This is a genomic window from Niastella sp. (assembly GCF_045805085.1).
Classification (GTDB): domain Bacteria; phylum Bacteroidota; class Bacteroidia; order Chitinophagales; family Chitinophagaceae; genus Niastella.
The window spans coordinates 30,016-49,129 of record NZ_JBJMLX010000065.1 but is presented as its reverse complement, the minus strand read 5'-3'; the positions used below and the strand labels follow the sequence as shown (position 1 = coordinate 49,129).

At 44.9% G+C, this 19,114-nt stretch carries 17 protein-coding genes; 8 read left to right on the top strand and 9 right to left on the bottom strand.

Annotation, left to right across the window (positions count from 1 at the left end; all coding sequences use genetic code 11):
- The 4 genes from ACJ751_RS02925 to ACJ751_RS02910 all read left to right on the top strand — a co-directional run.
- Window positions 1–1,999: FtsX-like permease family protein (locus tag ACJ751_RS02925; protein ID WP_407743876.1), on the top strand; the 1,999-nt coding region annotated here is incomplete at its 5' end.
- Window positions 2,000–2,016: 17 nt separating this feature from the next.
- The gene (locus tag ACJ751_RS02920) at window positions 2,017–2,937 is read left to right on the top strand and encodes a helix-turn-helix domain-containing protein (RefSeq protein ID WP_407743875.1); all 921 of its coding nucleotides are present in this window, start codon (window positions 2,017–2,019) and stop codon (window positions 2,935–2,937) included.
- Window positions 2,938–3,042: 105 nt separating this feature from the next.
- Window positions 3,043–3,783, top strand: a complete 741-nt coding sequence (locus ACJ751_RS02915; protein ID WP_407743874.1) for an SDR family oxidoreductase — start codon at window positions 3,043–3,045, stop codon at window positions 3,781–3,783.
- A gap of 23 nt (window positions 3,784–3,806) precedes the next feature.
- Window positions 3,807–4,226, top strand: a complete 420-nt coding sequence (locus tag ACJ751_RS02910) for a hypothetical protein (protein ID WP_407743873.1) — start codon at window positions 3,807–3,809, stop codon at window positions 4,224–4,226.
- Between the two features lie 121 nt (window positions 4,227–4,347).
- On the opposite strand, the gene ACJ751_RS02905 is transcribed toward ACJ751_RS02910, so the two are convergent.
- The 4 genes from ACJ751_RS02905 to ACJ751_RS02890 all read right to left on the bottom strand — a co-directional run bounded on the left by ACJ751_RS02905 (window position 4,348) and on the right by ACJ751_RS02890 (window position 6,659).
- A complete protein-coding gene (locus ACJ751_RS02905) occupies window positions 4,348–4,851 on the bottom strand; it encodes a hypothetical protein (protein WP_407743872.1) in 504 nt (167 codons plus the stop codon).
- Window positions 4,852–4,938: 87 nt separating this feature from the next.
- A complete protein-coding gene (locus ACJ751_RS02900; RefSeq protein ID WP_407743871.1) occupies window positions 4,939–5,286 on the bottom strand; it encodes a hypothetical protein in 348 nt (115 codons plus the stop codon).
- A 64-nt stretch (window positions 5,287–5,350) separates the two neighbouring features.
- Window positions 5,351–5,764, bottom strand: a complete 414-nt coding sequence (locus ACJ751_RS02895; RefSeq protein WP_407743870.1) for an EamA family transporter — start codon at window positions 5,762–5,764, stop codon at window positions 5,351–5,353.
- Between the two features lie 28 nt (window positions 5,765–5,792).
- Complete coding sequence (locus tag ACJ751_RS02890; RefSeq protein WP_407743869.1) at window positions 5,793–6,659, bottom strand: phosphatase PAP2 family protein; 867 nt, start codon at window positions 6,657–6,659, stop codon at window positions 5,793–5,795.
- Window positions 6,660–6,774: 115 nt separating this feature from the next.
- On the opposite strand from ACJ751_RS02890, the gene ACJ751_RS02885 reads away from it, so the two are divergent.
- The gene (locus ACJ751_RS02885) at window positions 6,775–8,391 is read left to right on the top strand and encodes a Na+/H+ antiporter (RefSeq protein WP_407743868.1); all 1,617 of its coding nucleotides are present in this window, start codon (window positions 6,775–6,777) and stop codon (window positions 8,389–8,391) included.
- Window positions 8,392–8,460: 69 nt separating this feature from the next.
- Here ACJ751_RS02885 and ACJ751_RS02880 read toward each other — a convergent pair whose 3' ends face one another.
- Window positions 8,461–8,658, bottom strand: coding sequence for a KTSC domain-containing protein (locus ACJ751_RS02880; protein WP_407743867.1), 198 nt, complete (start codon window positions 8,656–8,658; stop codon window positions 8,461–8,463).
- A gap of 58 nt (window positions 8,659–8,716) precedes the next feature.
- Between ACJ751_RS02880 and ligD the strand changes: the two genes are divergently transcribed.
- The gene (gene ligD / locus ACJ751_RS02875) at window positions 8,717–10,771 is read left to right on the top strand and encodes a DNA ligase D (RefSeq protein ID WP_407743866.1); all 2,055 of its coding nucleotides are present in this window, start codon (window positions 8,717–8,719) and stop codon (window positions 10,769–10,771) included.
- Between the two features lie 173 nt (window positions 10,772–10,944).
- Here ligD and ACJ751_RS02870 read toward each other — a convergent pair whose 3' ends face one another.
- On the bottom strand, window positions 10,945–13,275 hold the full coding sequence (locus ACJ751_RS02870; protein WP_407743865.1) for a T9SS type A sorting domain-containing protein: 2,331 nt from the start codon (window positions 13,273–13,275) through the stop codon (window positions 10,945–10,947).
- Between the two features lie 687 nt (window positions 13,276–13,962).
- Between ACJ751_RS02870 and ACJ751_RS02865 the strand changes: the two genes are divergently transcribed.
- Together ACJ751_RS02865 and dapA are read left to right on the top strand one after the other, a co-directional pair.
- Window positions 13,963–14,940 (top strand): acetyl-CoA carboxylase carboxyltransferase subunit alpha, encoded by a 978-nt coding sequence (locus tag ACJ751_RS02865; protein ID WP_407743864.1) that lies wholly within the window; start codon window positions 13,963–13,965, stop codon window positions 14,938–14,940.
- 177 nt (window positions 14,941–15,117) lie between these two features.
- On the top strand, window positions 15,118–16,002 hold the full coding sequence (gene dapA, locus ACJ751_RS02860; protein ID WP_407743863.1) for a 4-hydroxy-tetrahydrodipicolinate synthase: 885 nt from the start codon (window positions 15,118–15,120) through the stop codon (window positions 16,000–16,002).
- A gap of 113 nt (window positions 16,003–16,115) precedes the next feature.
- Here dapA and ACJ751_RS02855 read toward each other — a convergent pair whose 3' ends face one another.
- The 3 genes from ACJ751_RS02855 to ACJ751_RS02845 form a co-directional block, all read right to left on the bottom strand.
- Window positions 16,116–17,027 (bottom strand): ribonuclease Z, encoded by a 912-nt coding sequence (locus ACJ751_RS02855; RefSeq protein ID WP_407743862.1) that lies wholly within the window; start codon window positions 17,025–17,027, stop codon window positions 16,116–16,118.
- Between the two features lie 189 nt (window positions 17,028–17,216).
- Window positions 17,217–18,080, bottom strand: a complete 864-nt coding sequence (locus ACJ751_RS02850) for a fructosamine kinase family protein (protein WP_407743861.1) — start codon at window positions 18,078–18,080, stop codon at window positions 17,217–17,219.
- 38 nt (window positions 18,081–18,118) lie between these two features.
- The gene (locus tag ACJ751_RS02845; protein ID WP_407743860.1) at window positions 18,119–19,114 is read right to left on the bottom strand and encodes a bifunctional heptose 7-phosphate kinase/heptose 1-phosphate adenyltransferase; all 996 of its coding nucleotides are present in this window, start codon (window positions 19,112–19,114) and stop codon (window positions 18,119–18,121) included.

Genomic DNA, 19,114 nt, shown 5'->3' with positions numbered 1-19,114 from the left:
TAGCCTGAAAATGCTGGCCGGTTCGAAAGACGGATTAAAAGAAATGAATTCCATCCTTCTTTCGCAATCTGTAGCCACTGCTATCTTTGGAAAGGAGGATCCTATTGGCAAAGTGATTCGCGTTGATAATAAATCGAACGTTAAAGTTACAGGGGTATATGAAGACCTGCCCGAAAATACTACCTATCATGAGTTGACAATTATTCTACCCTGGCAACTGTACCTGAGCCAGAACCAATGGATAAAAAAAATGGATGATCCCTGGGGAAGTAACTGGACCCAAACCTATGCCCAGGTAGCCGACAATGTAGACATAGAAAAATTGTCGAAACGCATTCGTGACGTAAAGCTGAATAGATTAAGTGCTGATGACAAACGATATAAACCTATTGTTTTCCTGCACCCCATGCGCAAATGGCACTTGTATGCCGATTTCAAGGATGGCATCAATACCGGCGGACGGATTGAAACGGTATGGCTGTTTGGCATCATCGGCATATTTGTATTATTGCTGGCCTGCATCAACTTTATGAACCTGAGCACGGCGAGGTCTGAAAAAAGGGCCAAAGAAGTGGGCGTCAGAAAAACCATTGGATCGAACAGAAAACAACTGATCGTACAATTTTTTAGTGAGTCGGTATTAACTGCAGTGATCGCTTTTGTATTCTCCATTTTACTGGCAAGCCTCATTATGCCTTTCTTCAATTCCGTTGCTGATAAAAAGATGGCCATTCCCTGGGGGAATTACCTTTTCTGGTTGATCGGCATAGGCTTAAGCATACTTACCGGTTTGCTGGCCGGTGTATATCCTGCTTTGTTCCTTTCTTCTTTTCAACCGGTAAAAGTACTGAAAGGAACTTACCGGGTTGGCCGCAATGCTTCGTTACCAAGAAAAGTACTGGTAGTAACCCAGTTCACCATTTCCATTGTATTGATTATTGGTACTATCATAGTTTACAAACAGATCAATATGGGTATGCAACGACCTATAGGCTATGTGCGCGACGGATTGATCACGCATGACGTTTCTGATGAAATGCACAAACACTTTGAGGCGTTACGCACAGAGCTGAAAAACTCCGGCGCTATTGTGGAGATGGCCGAATCTGGCAGTCCTACCACAGGAGTATGGAATACCAATGGCGGTTTCGATTGGGAAGGTAAGGACCCTAATTTTGCTGTTGATTTCCCTAACAATGCAACCACTTGGGAGTATGGCAAAACCATAGGCTGGAAAATAAAACAGGGGCGCGACTTCTCCCGGGAGTTTGCCACCGATACTTCCGCTTTTATTTTAAACGAATCGGCTGTAGCCTTTATGGGTTTAAAAGACCCTGTAGGCAAGATCATTCATTGGGACCATAAACCCTATACAGTTATTGGGGTGGTAGAAGATATGCTGGTGCAATCGCCTTATAAACCGGTGCGGGCCTCTCTATGGCATGTTTCACCAGAGCAGCAGAATATATTCATTATGAAAATGAACCCTACCTGGAGTGTTAGCAGAGTGCTGGCCAAAATAGAAAGCACCTTTAAAAAATACGATCCGGCCTCACCCTTTAAAGTTCAATTTGCCGATGAGCAGTTCGCCAACAAATTCGATAACGAAAAACGCATTGGTAAACTGTCAACCTTTTTTGCCATACTCGCGGTCTTTATTTCCTGTCTTGGTTTGTTTGGATTAACCTCGTTCATGGCCGAACAACGGGTAAAGGAGATTGGCATCCGCAATGTGCTGGGTGCTTCGGTACTAAACATCTGGCAACTGCTCTCAAAAGATTTTATTCTGTTGGTAAGTCTTTCGTGCCTGATAGCCATTCCCATTGCCTTTTATTATATGCATACCTGGTTGCAGAAATATGATTTCAGAACCGATATTTCGTGGTGGGTATTTGCCGTGTCGGCAATTGGTGCGCTGGTGATTACTTTGCTCACCGTAAGTTTTCAGGCCATCAAAGCGGCCGTGGCCAACCCGGTAAAAAGTTTGCGTACGGAATAATTTCCTACTTTCGGCCCATGCCATCAAAAAACCTTGTAGTTAAAACCCTTAATGAATTGTATGATCTCATGGGGCTTTCCCATGAGATCATCGACCAAACCTCGGGATTCTCTATCCTGTACCTGCAAGACCTGTTCAAAGAATATCCGGTTTCCTCCATCCCCTTCCGGCCCAATTTCTTCAGCTTTCTTTTTATCAAAGATGCTTTTGGCAATTACACCATCGATGACCTGAGTTTTCCGATGGTTCCCGGCACTGTTTATTTTACCAACCCCGGCAACTTCCGCAAATTCGAATGGCATAAGGTTACGGAAACCTGTCTCGTTGTTTTTACTGAATCTTATTTAAAAGAACAGGTACATCCTGATGTCTATCGCGAATTCTCCTTCCTGCTAACCGAAACGGTAGAGCCCCGGGTATTGAAACCCGATCAGTTTGCGATCATTGAAGAATTGTACAAATTTATTTATCGCGAACACCATGGCGATTCGCCCTATAAAAACAAGATCATCGGCAGTGCGGTTGTTACGCTTTTATTAAAGATCAAAGAATATTTCTTCCAGACTTACAACCCTATTTATGAAGGTAACCGCAGGTCACAGATCGTAAAAACCTTTAAACAAAACCTGGAACAACATTTCCGGGACCTGGCAAACGGCAAAACCGACACCCAGCTACGGGTACAGGATTATGCCGATAAACAATTCCTCCACGTAAACTACCTTTCCAGTGTAATCACCAGTAAAACGGGTAAATCTATCAGCGCCTGGATCGCCGATAAAACCATTGCCGAAGCCAAGGTACTATTGCAGGATAAACAAATGAATATTAAGGAAATCGCCGGCAGACTGGGCTTTCTCGAAGCCTCCCATTTCAGCAATTATTTCAAGAAACACACCAATCAAAGTCCGGCCGACTACCGCAAACAGCTGGTTTAACCACATTCTTAGAATTTTGCAACTCTTGCTGTAATCTTTGTACGTTTCAGGAACCGTTCATGGGCCATCTTTGTGTTATCCAATCAAACAATAAAACAAAGAATTATGAACAGGTTAAATAACAAAGTAGTATTAATTACCGGCGCGTCAAGAGGTATCGGCGCTGCAACCGCTCACCTGATCGCCAGCGAAGGCGCTAAAGTAATCGTTAATTATTCAGGCAGCCAGGCTGAAGCCGAAAAAACCGTACAGGAAATAAAAGATAATGGTGGCGACGCCATTGCCCTGAAAGCCGACGTTAGTAAGGCCGCTGAAGTAACTGCGTTGTTTGATGCCGCCATTACTCACTACGGAAGAATTGATGTGCTGATCAACAATGCCGGTATCATGATCACCAAACTGTTGAAAGATACAACCGACGAAGACTTTACGCGTCAGTTCGAAATAAACGTTCGTGGTACCTTTAACACCCTGCGCGAAGCCGCTACCAAACTGGCCGATAATGGTACTATTATTAACACGTCTACTACATTGACCCGCGTAATGGTCCCTACTTATGGAACCTACGCTGCCAGCAAAGCAGCCGTTGAACAAATGACCCGTGTATTTGCCAAAGAAATGGGATCAAGAGGCATAACCGTAAATGCAGTATTGCCTGGTCCTACCAGTACCGAATTATACCTCAAAGGGAAATCACCCGAAATGATCGCTCGTCAGGCAGCATTGAATGCGTTCAACCGCCTTGGTGAAGTGGATGAGATTGCCAAAGTGATCGCCTTCCTGGCCAGCGATGATGCCAAATGGATCAGCGGACAAACCATCGGCGTAAATGGCGCTATGGCTTAACAACCCTCACTAAACTTTCAACCATGCACAGCTCAACTGTATTGATTGCCGTTGCTTTGCTCACCGGTTGTATGGGTGCAGCAGCACAAAAGGAAAACAATAACTTAAAAACTATAAATATGGACACCAGCAAATTGAGCAACCCAACCGTAAAAGCAGCCTTTCAGGCCTGGCAGGAAGGAGATTCAACATTATGGCTTTCTTATTTCACCGCCGATGCGCAGTTGCTGGATGATGGTCATCCCCGGGACTTTCCCAATTTTTCTACCGAGGCCATTGGTCACGAACGGTTCACCAGTATTGATATTGTAAAAGACAGCGGCCGCTCTATCTATGGAAAATTTCATAGCGATACCTGGGGTGATTTCAAAACCTATTTCAAATTTCACCTCGATGCCAATGGTAAAATTTACAAACTGGAAATAGGACAGGCTGAATATTAATTTGTAAAATATTACACCTATGAAAGACCGATCGAACTAACCGTTCGCACAGGAGAGACTTATCATTGATAAGGCTCTTTTGTGTTGGGAGAAAAAAGGGACCCGCCGGATCCCTTTCATTCTAATTTGCAGCTCTTGCTTTCTCTATTTTTTCACGTAACTGATGGGCCTCCTTTTCAGAATCAGCTATATGGTATACGTTGTGCTCGAGATGATCGTAAAACAGGAGAAATTTCTCCTCGTCAATTTTTCTGAATTTGAGTTCAATACCGATCCTGGTGGTAACGTGTTCCTTTTTCTGCTCCTTCCCATCTATAATAAATGGTTGCTTAACATTCACCACCAGGTTTCCACTGACTGCAGCGAGCGGAAATACCTCAAATGAAAAAATGCCTTTGTGTTCAACAATCAACAACTGGCGGGCTTTTTCATCGATGATCACTGTTTGATGGATCAGTTGTTTACGATAATAATTGGTAATACCGGTTTGCCGGGTGGCTTCTGCTATATAGGCATTTATTCTTTTCTGTTCCTTTTTTCTCCGCCTTTTACTGGCGTTATTCAATATTATAATAACAGCTGCTATAGGTACTAATAGCATTAGTACAATCACTACATCTGACATAGTTCAATAAGTTTAGGTAATACGATTCCGTTAATGATCGTTGAGACCATTAAACAATAGGGTTCTGTTCCAAAAAAACAAAACAACTTACCAGAAGTAATGATTGGGAAATAATAGTAACCGGATAAACGAAGACCAATGTGGAGTGGGAAAAGCGTTGATGCGTTTACGCAGGTCGCCGGAAATATAATCACTAAGGCGAGCCACCATAATGGAACCATCTGAATCCCGGTGGTCCCTTATATTAAACGCAACGCAATTAAACTGAAAAGTATTGGCTACTTCAGCAAAATGATTATGTAAAATATCATTAGCTAATAATGAAGCACTCTTTTCGTGGGATATAGTATTCGTTGGCGACGATGTTCCTGCATCAGCAGTAAAACCCGTTACCAGTTGAACAAATAATAGTAGTAGTGTAAATAAATATCTCACTTGGCAAATGTAGCCTAATATAGGCGCAAATCAAAGCGAATGCCTGCTAATAAACAAGTCATCCTCATAATATTAACACAATTGTTCCGGCAATAATTAACAGGGCGCCGATAGCTGCTTTTAGCGTAAGAGCTTCCCCTAATATTACGACAGACAATACAATAGTCAAGGCCACGCTTAGTTTATCAACCGGTGCAACCTGCGACACTTTACCTACCTGTAATGCTTTGAAATAAAACACCCACGACAAACCAGTTGCAATTCCGGAGATGACAAGGAAGATCCAGTTTTGTTTCGACAATGCAGGCAATCCTTTTTCTTCACCTCTTGCCAAAACAATACCCCAGGCTACCAGCAGAATAATAATAGCCCGTATAGCTGTGGCCAGGTTTGAATTAACACCCGTTATTCCAATTTTTGCAAAAATGGCTGTCAACGAAGCAAACAGTGCAGATAGCAATGCATATATCCACCACATAAAATATAATTTAAGAAAAGAGTAACCCCTATAAAACAGTTACTGTATGGGTTGGCTTTTTATGACGCAAACAGGTAATCCTTCCTGAAATATAGCCCAGCGCCAATGCAAGCGGATAATCCGCCACCCAATGTACTTCCGTATTTACCATTGCCCATCCTGTTAGTCCGATCAGGCTGTAGCCAAGAATACCGATCCATTTCTTTTCGGGGTAATTGGTTGTAAGCACTGTAACTGTTGCCATCATGGTTGCCAGATGGCCTGAAGGGAAAGCATCATAATTACTGGTATTTACCTGGTATTCTTTAAACGAAGGAAATGGGCGCCAGGCTCCGCCAGGTTTTGTACGCATGAACGGACTTTCTCTACCCGTCATACGTTTTAATACCTGCGTGGTAACACCCATAGTAATAAATGTTTCTGCAATATCGCTGGCGGTTTGCAAGGCCCGGTTGTCCTTGTTTATTTTTCCAAAGATGAACAATCCACTACCCACCAACAAACTGGTGCCCCCTTCACCCAATTGGTACAACGCCGAATTGAAATTACGCGGCACTTTAATGATTTTTGTGTCACCTATTTTCAGCGGTACACTGTAATCAGTTTGTGATTCCAGGTGAATATGATCCGATGCGCGTTTAACCGCATCCAGAATTGGCTGATCGTATGGTATCAATATCGCAGTAGAGGCGGCTACCACACTTAACCCAAGCAGGTTCTTTTTTTGAAAGGGCGATTTGCCTATCTGCACCAGGTCATACGGCACATGGGTAATAAATCCCCATTTTTGAGGGCGCTCATAATAATTGTTCTTCGTCAGCGTAACCGTATCCTGTCCTGCTGCATATTGATACAGACAAATAATGCATGCCAGCAGGGTCGCTTTATTCTTCATATGCCGGAATATTTACACTATTATAAAGCTATCATTATTCTTCCTAAAAACGCATGCCATTGGTTTTGATACAATGTGAGTGCGTTTTATTATTTTTATGGCTTACACCCGATCCATGCAGCACCTTTTTATCCAATATGTTTATCTCATTTTAATTATTCTGGCCCTGGTTATGTTTGCCAACCGGCTGCGACTGGCCTACCCCATCGTATTGGTGGTGGGCGGACTGGCGCTCAGTTTTACGACTACTTTTTCAAACATCACTATAGATCCCGAACTGGTTTTCTTTATATTTCTGCCGCCCCTGTTGTTTGATTCTGCCTGGCAGGTGTCGTGGAAAGAATTCTGGAAATGGCGGCGCGTCATTACCAGTTTTGCATTTCCCATTGTAATTCTTACCTCCTCAGTTATAGCCCTTGTATCGTGGGCCTGCATACCTGGTTTTACCCTGGCACTGGGATTTTTATTGGGGGGTATTGTTTCCCCGCCCGACGCCATTTCAGCCAGTACCATTATGAGGCAGGTAAAAGTACCGAAAGGCCTGGTGAGTATTGTTGAAGGTGAAAGCCTGCTCAACGATGCCTCTTCGCTTATTGTTTTCCGGTTTGCCATTGCCGCGGTGATCACCGGGCAGTTTCATATGTCAGAAGCGGTGGGCAGTTTTTTCCTGGTGATAATAATGGGTACACTGATCGGGCTGGCCATCGGTTTTGTTTTCTACGCTATTCATAAATGGCTGCCAACAACACCCAGCATCGAGATCATTCTCACCCTGGTAACGCCCTATTGCATGTATTACACGGCAGAGCATTATCATTTTTCAGGAGTACTGGCGGTAGTAAGTGGCGGTTTATTATTATCGGCCCAACGGCACCGCATGTTAAGCTATCGCAGCCGGATTGAAGGGGTAAACGTATGGGCTAATATTGTGTTTGTTTTGAACGGACTTGTCTTTTTATTGATCGGATTGCAATTACCGTCCATTGTAAATCAGTTGGGTGATATCAGTTTGGGCAGGGCCATTGGCTATGGGTTGACAATTTCCCTGGCCCTAATCATTTGCCGCCTTCTTTGTACCCTGGGCGCATCTGTATTTACCGTATTTATAAGCCGGTATATTACAGTAGCAGATAACAGCCCGGGTTGGAGAAATCCGCTTGTCATTGGCTGGGCCGGCATGCGCGGCGTGGTATCGCTTGCAGCGGCATTGTCTATTCCCTTGCTTATGAATAACAACCAGGCATTCCCTTATCGCAACCTCATTCTTTTTATAACGTTTATTGTCATTCTGGTTACGTTGGTTTTTCAGGGACTTACCCTTCCCTGGCTTATCAGGAAATTAAAACCAACACCGGTAAGAAATACCATACCTGAACATATCCAGGAGTTGAACATTCAAAAAAAGATTGCCAAATGTTCCATTGAATTCCTGGAAGAAAGATCAAATAAAGGAAAAAATGTCAGCGAGCATTTGAAGAATCTGCATGAGCGGTTGAAGATCGATCTGAAATTACTGACTGAACAATTGAATTCATCGTCAGAAAACAGCCCTGAAGGGGGGATCCGGAATTTTCAACTCATTTACCTGGAACTGTTGGAAAAGCAACGCACTACCCTGAACAAAGTGAATCACCTGCAGGAATACGATGAAGAACTGATCAGAAAATATATGTCGCTGATTGATATGGAAGAATACAAGATCAGGGAAAAAATGGTTGAAGAAAGTTCGTAAGTTCTTTAGTTATTGAGTTCGGGGGTGCCACGAAACATGTCAACTTGTTAACTTGTCAACCGTGTCAACTCAGGTAAGCTTCTTATAAGGATAATGCCCCTTAATAACCTTATTCAGGTAAGTTCCCTTGGAAGTGGCCTTTTTCATGGCCTCATAAATAGCGGCCGGAACTTTCAGGTAATCGTATATTTCCCCGGATGTGAAAATGATCCGCAGGGTAGACGATTTTGCGAAATAATCCATATGAGCTACCACCGACGAAGGCATACCATAGCTGCTAAAAAACCATGCCCGCCCTCTGGCATAAAATTTATTCTAATAGGGGATGGCAGTTATTTCACAAAGGAAAAAAACTGTTGCTGCACGCCGGAGCAAAAACGCGGCAACTACCGGTAAAGCAGGCGTAAAAGCGCCCTTTCCTACCGGTTTCTCCCCCATGCTGGCCACCCTGGTTGATAAACCTTTTGATGCCGACAACTGGTTGTTCGAAGTAAAGTGGGATGGCTACCGGGCTGTGGCGCATTGTCGTGGCAAACAAGTATCGGTCATATCGCGCAACGATAAATCGTTCAACGATAAATTCTATCCCATCACCGCTGCCCTGGAGAAATTGAACCTACATGCAGTGCTGGATGGAGAGATCATTATTTCGAATAAAGAAGGCGTCTCCAGCTTTGGCGATCTGCAAAACTGGCGCAGCGAAGCAGATGGAGAATTGCTGTATTATGTATTTGACCTGTTATGGCTGGATGGTTATTTGCTCATTGACCTGCCTTTACAACAACGCAGGGAAATACTAAGAAAAATGCTGCCGCAGCATCCAACAGTGCAGCTCAGTCAATCCTTTAATGCCCCCGGTACTACTTTTTATGACATTGCCAAAGAGATGAACATGGAAGGCATCATTGCCAAAAAAGCCGATAGTGTATATGTGCCGGGTGTTCGCTCAAAAGACTGGCTGAAGATAAAGATCGCAAAGCGGCAGGAAGTAGTGATTGGTGGCTATACCCGCAACGAGGGTTCTTCCAAATTATTCAGCTCGCTGCTGGTGGGCGTATTTGAAAATGGGACCCTGCATTACACCGGCAAAATAGGTACAGGCTTTACTGATAAAGACCAGCGTGCCATGATGGAACAGTTCAAACCACTGGTGCGTAAAAACTGTCCGTTTGAAAGAGAACCCGATTATAACAAGCCATCCCGGTTCCGACCCAATCCCCCGAAAGCATCCGCTACCTGGTTAAAGCCCCAATTGGTTTGCGAAGTAGCATTTGCCGAGATCACCAGTGATGGCGTAATGCGTCACCCTTCGTTTGAAGGTATGCGCATTGATAAAAAAGCAACAGACGTGAAAGCAGAAAAAGCAAAGCCGCTGAATAAAGTAGCACCTGAATCCATTCTTCATAAAGAAAAAATAATAACCCGCCGCAATGAGGCGGAGCGTAAAACCTTATTAAACCCCGGCGAAAAACAACAGGAAAGAACCATCAACGGGTATAAATTAAAATTCAGCAACCTCAATAAAATATACTGGCCCAAAGAAAAGATCACCAAGCGCGATATGCTGAATTATTATTACCAGGTGGCCCCCATTATTTTACCTTACCTGAAAGACCGGCCTCAATCAATGAACCGGTTTCCCAATGGTATTGAAGGCGAAAACTTTTATCAGAAAAATGTGGAGGGCAAAATACCTTCCTGGATCAACACCTTTCCCTATACCGATAAAAGCGTAAAGAAAAGCTTCCTGGTACCGGTGCGGGAAGCAGATGTGTTATACATGGCTTCGTTGGGTTGCATTGAGCTGAACCCCTGGAGCAGCCGCGTGCAAAAACCCGACAATCCCGACTGGTGCATCATTGACCTGGATCCCGATACCAATACGTTCGACCAGGTAATAAAAACCGCCCAGGTTACGCACGAGATCCTGGAAAGCGCCGGCATTCCCAATTACTGTAAAACATCCGGTTCAACCGGCATTCATATTTACATGCCACTGGGAGCAAAATACGTTTATGAAGATTCCCGGGAATTTGGCCGCCTGATCGCCACCATCGTGCATGAACAAATACCCCGGTTCACCAGCATTGAGCGGCAAACGGCCGATAGAAAAGGAAAGATCTATATCGACTTTTTACAGAACCGCCCGCAAGCTACTCTGGCATGCGCTTATTCTTTACGACCCAAACCGGGGGCTACGGTTTCCATGCCCTTGCATTGGGAAGAAGTAAAGAAGGGGCTTAAAATGAAAGACTTTACCATCCGCAATGCGGTGTCTCGCATCAAAGAACAGGGCGATATTTTTAAGCCGGTTCTGGGCAAAGGCATAAATATGAAAAAAGCAATCGACTCCCTGCAACAACTTTTTCATTCAAAATAGTTTCCGTTGCTCCACAGGCATTTACTCTGGTCTGAATAGGCCTGGAGTGCGGGTATTCACAAAATAACAGCGCCAATATTATTGGTCAGCAATTGCTGTTGAATATATTGAAGTAACTAAAAGAGGGCCAACCGCCAGCTGGCGATTGGCCCTCCTTATTAAAAATTAACCTCTTATCGCACAATCAATTTCTGCGTTTGATCGGTCTTTGAGTTTTTTATCTTCACCAGGTAGGTGCCTGGCTTCAGGAATTTAGGTTCTATAACATAGCGCAAACCCATAGTACTTGTTTCCAGCAGTTTGGCGCCTTCCAATGTAAATAAAGTAATGGTTGTTTTTTCATTACCTGTTCCTGTGAGATCAAGTGTTACCCGGTTGTTGGGCGACACCGGGTTGGGATACAGCTGCACTTTTACCAGGTTATTTAATTCACTGCTTCTGCGGGCAACTGGTACATCATGATTACAGTACTTTGACCAGTCAATTCCCACTGTACTTTCTTTGCTGGCAGTTGCTTCACGGGCCGATGAAAGCGTAGCCGAGTTATACCATTTGGTATTTACATTGGCAGCTCCGGTAACGCCAGTCACTAAACGCAGGCGGTAATCATAATGTGCTTTGCGGGTAGTTTCACCATTGTAGATGTAATCGGTATTGGTAATAACCGCGATCACAACATTATTGGCTGGCGCAGCTGTAAGATTCAGCGTACAGGCCCCACTTGAAACCGGTTGACTATAAACAGGCACTCCAGTTGTTGTGCGATAGACCAGTTGACAGGTCATGTTGGCGCCAATAGGCTCAAAATTTACGGTTACGGTATTGCCACTTACAGTTAATGGTATTTGATTTGCCCCTGACCATCCAGGTAAGGTGGTTGCATCGGGGGTAAGTAAGCCTCCGTTATTGGTTGTTTTGACATACGGAGTGGCTGTCCATACAGGCGGGTTCATCCATGATGGCTGCCATTCGGCGCCAATGGATTGTCCGAAGTGGGCATTCAATAAAGCCAGTACTGCATTTTTCCAGGGACCAAAATCAACCAACGCCTGTTTGGCCCGGTATTCGGTTATCAACCGGCGCATTTGTGTAGCGCCAATACCAGAAGCAATGCCTTCCAGCACCCGGCCCGATGCATAGCGCCAGATCCAGGGTACAGCACCATCGCCTAAAACATTGCCCAGGAAGGTGGGAAAAGAACTGCTGTACTGATGACCGCCTAAAAAAGTACGCCAGGTACAGATCTGTTGATCGCCATTGAACATGTTTACGCCTTCAGCTGATGGTCCGCCAAAACTGCCATCCTGCAACCAGCCGCTGTAACATTCTATCGGCATAAAAGGTGCAATGAAATCGGTCCCGTTCAAATCACCCATAGAACTGAAATTATTACTTCTACGCGCATCCGCTGTTTGCTGTAACCATACATTACCACCTTCCTGGAACCAGGCAGATTGTTTTACCCCAGGCAGATCTGCTAACAGCGCGTGAATGCCTTCATGCACCATCGCCCCTCTTTGAAATTCGCGGTCACTATAATTACAGGCAGGATCAAAACTATAAATCGGATAATACGAAGCCAGGACCATTGGCCAGCTTTTTCCATTATAATAGATAGTGCTTTGCCAGCCACCCAGCTCGGTGTTGGGCGCATTGTCGGTACACAAGCCTGAACCATATAAATATACCGAACTGCGGTAGCCGTTCTTGGCACGCAGATCGGGTGGCCATCCCATTTGATCGCGGAAATACGCAAAATCGGTATTCAATCGCGCCAGCAAGGGTGTAATGGCAGCAGTAGTTACCAGGGAGTTCTTATTCGGTCCCCAGCGGAAACACCACCAGTCAGATGATTGTGTTCCCACTACTTGCGGACAATCATTCAATACGTTTGTTGGGGTGGGTAAGCTGGGAAATTCTGTTTTGAAATTATAATTAATAGTAGGCGAATAAACCGGCCAGGTATACGGAGCACCGTTGCCACCACCGTTACCACCACCTGTGCCACCGGTATCAACAACGGCAGTACCCAATACCCGCCATTCGAGCAACCCGGTGCTTTGAGTGGTATTGAGCATCGACACGCGTAAACGTGTCATATTAACATTATTCACCGCCAATGTGTTGAATGCATTGGTGGCCAGGGGTACATTCCCCAGGTTCACCCAGGCAGAACCGTTCCAGTATTGTGCATTAGCGGTTGTAGGCGTTAATACGCCGCCACTGTCATTGAACCAGTAAACCTGAATGGATGATACCTTGTACGTTTGTGACCAGTCATACTGAACCCATTGGGTAGAGTTGGGATTGTCCCAGTTACCGTAAGCGCCATGCGATTTGTCGTTCGAATGAGCGGGCGTGTACCCGTCATTCAATGCGGAAATAGTTTCCCAGGGAGACACATACGAAGTAGAAGCCACTGCCGAGGAGGCAATGTTGGTTTGTGCACGAGCCAGCGTTACGCACAGGCACGCGACGATCAATGAAAATTGAATTTTCTTCATACAATAAAGTTTTAAGTGTAAAAGAAACGGTAACAGGGGAGAAACGTGCAAGGGGGCGTCCTAGATAATTATACCGGTGACAAATATACTAAGTTTTAACAAAACTGGATATTCAGTTATTAACATGTTATAATTATAAAGTAACTTACTGGTTACTGTGAGATTCAGCCCGCAAAGCTTTTTTGTCGTTTAAACACTTAATTTTAATTCATCGTTTATTATATCGTTCAGTTTTGTAAGCGGCCATATCGTTCCAGTACAAAGATTGGCCTAAACAAACAGCTTTAATAACATGGTGTATCAGGTAAATCAGCCCAAAAGCTTATTAAACTTTTAGTTAATCTGAATCAGAGAATGATTCCCCAACAGAAACCGGCAACAGGGGGCTAATACCGGGACCTCAGCCCCCTGAACAAACAACTTCTCCCCCATTAGGGGCCTTTGGGCCAAAATATCCCGTTTTCACACTACATTTGCAGCCTTTAAAAACCGGAAAGCACATCATAAATCCCCCGGGATTGCGTTAATAGATGCTCATTAACAATGAGTTCCGTAAACGTAAGCGAAGCAGGCCACTGTTTGCCAAAATCCTTGATTTTGCAGGCAGTCACGTGAAAAGGGGCGTTTGTAGAAAACTTTCTTAAAAAATCCTTCATCCCTTAATTTTACAGCTTATTATCACTGCCTATGCCGCAAGATAAAAACCGTCAGTTCCTGGATTTTGAAAAACCGATCAAAGATCTTTTTGATGATATCGAAGGCTTGAAGCAAAAGGCCGAAAAGAGTAAACTTGATCTGACTGACCCTATTAAGAAACTGGAAGAGCGCGTGCTGGAAACGCGTAAGGCTATTACACAAAACCTTACGCCCTGGCAAAAAGTGCAGTTGAGCCGCCACCCCGACCGTCCGTACACCATGAAATATATCTCCAAACTCACCACTGATTTTGTGGAGTTGTTTGGCGACCGTAATGTTAAAGATGATAAAGCCATGGTGGGTGGTTTTGCCTCCCTCGATGGGCAAACTGTAATGCTCATTGGTCAGCAAAAGGGTATCAATACCAAGGCGCGTCAATTGCGCAATTTTGGTATGGCCAATCCTGAAGGGTATCGCAAGGCCCTGCGACTGATGAAGCTGGCGGAGAAGTTCGACAAACCTGTTATAACCCTCATAGATACGCCCGGCGCCTACCCAGGCCTCGAAGCGGAAGAAAGGGGACAGGGTGAAGCTATTGCCCGTAATATTTATGAAATGATGCGGCTTAAAGTACCGGTTGTATGTGTGATCATTGGCGAAGGAGCCTCCGGCGGCGCTATGGGAATTGGCGTCGGCGACAAGGTGTTCATGCTCGAAAATACCTGGTACACGGTTATTTCGCCCGAAAGCTGCAGCTCTATTCTTTGGCGTAGCTGGGACCAGAAAGAAAAAGCAGCCGAACAGTTAAAACTCACTGCTGATTATATGCATGAATTTGGATTAATTGATGGTATCATTCCCGAGCCTGTGGGCGGCGCACACTGGAATTACGACGAAGCCGCCGGCTTATTAAAACCTTACCTCATTAACACCATCAACGAGCTGAAAGCGATGGATCCTGAAGAGCGGGTTCGAAAGCGAATCGATAAGTTTAACAAGATGGGCTTCTGGGACGAATTACCGGCCTAGTGATCCTGAGTGACCCTGCATTGTACGCCGAAGCCTTGGCGTAGGCGGAACCAGCTGTAACAACTCTGCTCAGCACCTGTTGTGTCACTCACTTGTACATTCTTATCGTTACTCAGCTAAACCAACATTCAAAATTTAAATCGCTCCCGAAAACAATCGGGATTCAACCAAAATATTATGTCTCTTCGTCAATCATTATATGGTACCGGCGTAGCGCTGGTAACCCCGTTCAAATCAAACACGGATGTAGATCTCGATGCATTAAGCAAAATCATAGATCACGTAATCAATGGCGGCACTGAATATGTGGTAACCCTCGGCACCACCGGCGAAACACCCACGCTCAGCAAAGAAGAAAAAATCGCCATTGTACGCTACACCTACGAAAAAGTGAACAACCGCGTTCCCGTTGTAGTAGGTATCGGCGGCAACGATACCGCTGAATTAATTAAAGAACTGGAAACATTTCCTTTAGATAAAGCGACCGCTGTTTTAAGCGCCAGCCCGTATTATAACAAACCTTCCCAGGAAGGTATCTTCCAGCACTACAAAGCGCTGGCAGCCGCTTCGCCCAAACCTATTTTGTTGTATAATGTTCCAGGCCGTACCGGTCGTAACATGACCGCCGCCACTACCCTGCGCCTGGCTAATGAAGTGGCCAATATTGGTGGTATAAAAGAAGCCAGCGGCGATATGGCCCAGTGCATGCAGATACTGCGCGACCGCCCCGAAAACTTCCTGGTAGTAAGTGGCGACGATGCCCTGGTATTGCCGCAGGTTGCCTGTGGTATGGATGGCGTTATCAGCGTAGCCGCCAATGCCTTTCCCAAACAGTTCACCCATATGGTGCGCCAGTGTTTGAAAGGCGATTTCAAAGCAGCCAAAACGTTGAACGATGTGCTGATCCAGGCCTACGAACTTATGTTTGCAGAAAACAATCCTGCCGGCGTAAAAGCTTTTATGACCGAAATGAACTTGCTGGAAAACGCCCTGCGTTTACCAATGATGCCATTAAGTGAAGGCTTGCATGAGCAGGTAAAACAGTTCCTCAAAGCAAATTAAAAATGAAAATGAGGAATGTGAAATGAAGAAGTAAGACGGTTATTGATTTATAACACTAATGAGAAATGAAAGGGTATTTTACTTTTTCATTTCTCATTTTTAATTTCTAATGTTCATTTAAGAGGGGCTCTGAAGGTAACACCTTCCAACGCCAGACTGGTATTCGGGAATATCTCGCAGGCCTCCTGTTCAAACATCTCCAGCTTATCGTATTTAGAGCTAAAATGACCAATAAGCAACCGACCTACATGGGCGTTTTTGGCAATACGGGCAGCCTGTGCAGTAGTGGAATGAAAACGCATGGCGGCCCTCATTTCCAGGTCTTTTAAGTAAGTGGTTTCGTGGTATAACAAATCAACTCCTTTTACCTTTTCTATCAGTTCTTCATCATAGATGGTATCGGCGCAATAAGCATATGACAACGGCTTAACGCCGGGATTGGTCACCAATTCATTTTCTATGAGTTCGCCGCTTTTGGTAGTATAATCTTCTCCCCATTTCAGGCGGTCGTAAAACGCGGCCGGTACGCCATATTCAATCGCCTTTTCAGGATTTACCCGGCGCGGCGCACGCACCTGGTCAAATCTAAACCCCCAGCAGGGAATGCGGTGCCTGGTGGCAAAACAGGTTACTTTGAATTTATCGTTCTGCACAATTACACCCTCCCCTTCCAGCGGATGAAAATGTAATGGATACGACAATTGATTGGAGGCAGCCTCCAATTGTAAATCGAGTATTTGTTTCAGGGGAGCCGGGGCAAACAAATGCAGCTCGTTTTCGCGATGCAGCAACCCCATGCTGTGCAGTAAACCCGGTAAGCCAAAATAGTGGTCACCGTGCAGGTGGGAGATGAAAATATAATTGATGCGTGACCAGCGAATGCGGTATTTCACCAATTGCTGCTGGGTGCCTTCGCCACTATCAACCAGGAACAGATTATCATCCAGCGTCACTACCTGCGACGTGGGATGCCGGTCATACGCCGGTAATGCAGAATTATTTCCCAGTATAGTAACAGCCAGCATTCAATTCGTTAAAGGGTGATCATTTTGTTTAAGACGGCGTTATAAGTCATTCTGCTGCATTTCATTGTACAAAATTATGCAATACCTGTCACACACTTATTACCTCCTACATACAACTTATTACATAATATTTACAATTTCTCACTTGTGCCCTGGTCCTTGTGGCCCTGGGCTCTAACATAACGTAAATCAATACCGCCGGATTGTATGCACAATGTCGGCCAGGTAGCTTTTGCCAAATAAATTCAAATGAATCAGCAGCGGGTATAAATTGCATATTTCCCATTGCTGTCTGTAATTAACAGGCAGCGGATAATGATAGTTGTAACGCTCATAAAACAGGCTGTCGAATCCGCCAAACAGGGTGGTCATGGCCATATCCATACTGCGATGGCCGTAATAAACCGCCGGATCGATCAATACCGGGTTTTCCGAAGCATCACACAGAAAATTACCACTCCACAGGTCGCCATGTAACAACACAGCCGGCTCTGGCGCAAACAGGTTGTCCAGTTGCTGATACAGCTTTTCAAATTGCTGTACATGGACCGGTTCCAGCAATTGACGGTTAACGGCCAGTTTTACCTGTGGCTGCAGCCTTTGTTGTATAAAAAAATCGGTCCAGTTATCGGCAGGTTGATTGCTTTGCGGCAGTGAACCCATGTAATTGTCGGTAGCCAGGCCAAATCGTTTGCTTTGAATATGATGTAAAGCGGCCAGTTGTTCGCCAAAGCGGCTCCAGAAGGCATCGGGTTGTAAGCCTTGTTCTATCCATTCCAGTATCAAAACCTGGTGCTCTCCGTTTTGGCCGCTGGCAACAACCTGTGGTATCCGTATCACATGTTGCTGTGCCAGCAGTTTCAGACTTTGCTTTTCCGTTTCAAACAAATCGGGAAAAGCCGCCAGCTCGTTGATCTTGCAAAAGAAGGTTTCTTTTCCTGCAGTAATACGGTAAGTATGATTGATGGAACTGCCTCCTACCGGAGTATATGTAAGGGGGAATTTATTATTTAGGAGTTCCTGTATTAAAGATTGTACTGCACCAGAGATCATAAGTTACAGTTTAATACCTCACGAACTTACAAACCCATTCACGACAACAACAATTTACACTCGTGCAATAACCTCTCTTTATTCACTGCCGCAGTACCTACCTCCTCACAAACCAATCCCCCTGCAATATTGGCCACTTCGGCCATCAGGTCAATTCGTTTGGTAGCAGCATAGATCAGGGAAGCCACGGCAATAACCGTATCCCCCGCGCCCGATACATCAGCTATATTTCGTAAGTGGGAAGGAATGATCATTGCGTCGCTGTTCTGCTGGTAAAACACCCCTTTTTCAGACAGTGTAATGAAGGAAATAGCGTGTTGTAATTTCTTTTGTAACTGCTTATGAATATCGTTCAGGGTAACCAGGTTAACATCGTCTATCAACAGGTTCAGGCCATCTTTTACCTCTTTCAAATTAGGCTTGAAGATATCAACGCCCTGGTAGCTGAAGAAGTTTTTTCGTTTGGGATCTACCGTGGTAATAACACCATGTTGTTTACACAGGGCAGTCACTTCTTTTATCACACGTTCGGTCAACACCCCTTTATTGTAATCTTCAAATATAATTACCTGTGGCTTTTCGGTGGTAATAAAGTGGTGCACCTTTTCCAACAGGGCATTCTCATCATCGGCGCACAGGTCCTTGGTGATCTCCGCATCCAGCCGCATCATTTGCTGGTTACGGCTTATAATGCGGGTTTTGGCAGTAGTAATCCGGGAGTTCTGTTTGGCTACCCAATTGGTATTAATGTGATGCTCATTAAATAAATGGGTTAAGATATGGCCGTTTTCATCATTACCCATTACCGACAGCACCGCCACCTGCGAACCCAGGGCGGCCAGGTTCAACGCCACATTGCCGGCCCCGCCTATCCGATGTTCTTTTTTATCCAGCGCAACAACAGGCACTGGCGCTTCCGGCGATATCCTGTCCACATGCCCCCACCAGTAAATATCCAGCATCACATCACCTATCACTCCAGCCTTTATGTTCGAAAAGTCTTCAAATAGTTTATTGAAATCCACTTTACTCAT

Bases quoted from the DNA above. Each gene is read 5' to 3' on its own strand.
- ACJ751_RS02920 (WP_407743875.1), top strand. From the start codon at position 2,017: ATGCCATCAAAAAACCTTGTAGTTAAAACCCTTAATGAATTGTATGAT.
- ACJ751_RS02915 (WP_407743874.1), top strand. From the start codon at position 3,043: ATGAACAGGTTAAATAACAAAGTAGTATTAATTACCGGCGCGTCAAGA.
- ACJ751_RS02910 (WP_407743873.1), top strand. From the start codon at position 3,807: ATGCACAGCTCAACTGTATTGATTGCCGTTGCTTTGCTCACCGGTTGT.
- ACJ751_RS02905 (WP_407743872.1), bottom strand. From the start codon at position 4,851: ATGTCAGATGTAGTGATTGTACTAATGCTATTAGTACCTATAGCAGCT.
- ACJ751_RS02895 (WP_407743870.1), bottom strand. From the start codon at position 5,764: ATGTGGTGGATATATGCATTGCTATCTGCACTGTTTGCTTCGTTGACA.
- ACJ751_RS02890 (WP_407743869.1), bottom strand. From the start codon at position 6,659: ATGAAGAATAAAGCGACCCTGCTGGCATGCATTATTTGTCTGTATCAA.
- ACJ751_RS02885 (WP_407743868.1), top strand. From the start codon at position 6,775: ATGCAGCACCTTTTTATCCAATATGTTTATCTCATTTTAATTATTCTG.
- ACJ751_RS02880 (WP_407743867.1), bottom strand. From the start codon at position 8,658: ATGCCTTCGTCGGTGGTAGCTCATATGGATTATTTCGCAAAATCGTCT.
- ligD (WP_407743866.1), top strand. From the start codon at position 8,717: ATGGCAGTTATTTCACAAAGGAAAAAAACTGTTGCTGCACGCCGGAGC.
- ACJ751_RS02870 (WP_407743865.1), bottom strand. From the start codon at position 13,275: ATGAAGAAAATTCAATTTTCATTGATCGTCGCGTGCCTGTGCGTAACG.
- ACJ751_RS02865 (WP_407743864.1), top strand. From the start codon at position 13,963: ATGCCGCAAGATAAAAACCGTCAGTTCCTGGATTTTGAAAAACCGATC.
- dapA (WP_407743863.1), top strand. From the start codon at position 15,118: ATGTCTCTTCGTCAATCATTATATGGTACCGGCGTAGCGCTGGTAACC.
- ACJ751_RS02855 (WP_407743862.1), bottom strand. From the start codon at position 17,027: ATGCTGGCTGTTACTATACTGGGAAATAATTCTGCATTACCGGCGTAT.
- ACJ751_RS02850 (WP_407743861.1), bottom strand. From the start codon at position 18,080: ATGATCTCTGGTGCAGTACAATCTTTAATACAGGAACTCCTAAATAAT.
- ACJ751_RS02845 (WP_407743860.1), bottom strand. From the start codon at position 19,114: ATGAGTAAAGTGGATTTCAATAAACTATTTGAAGACTTTTCGAACATA.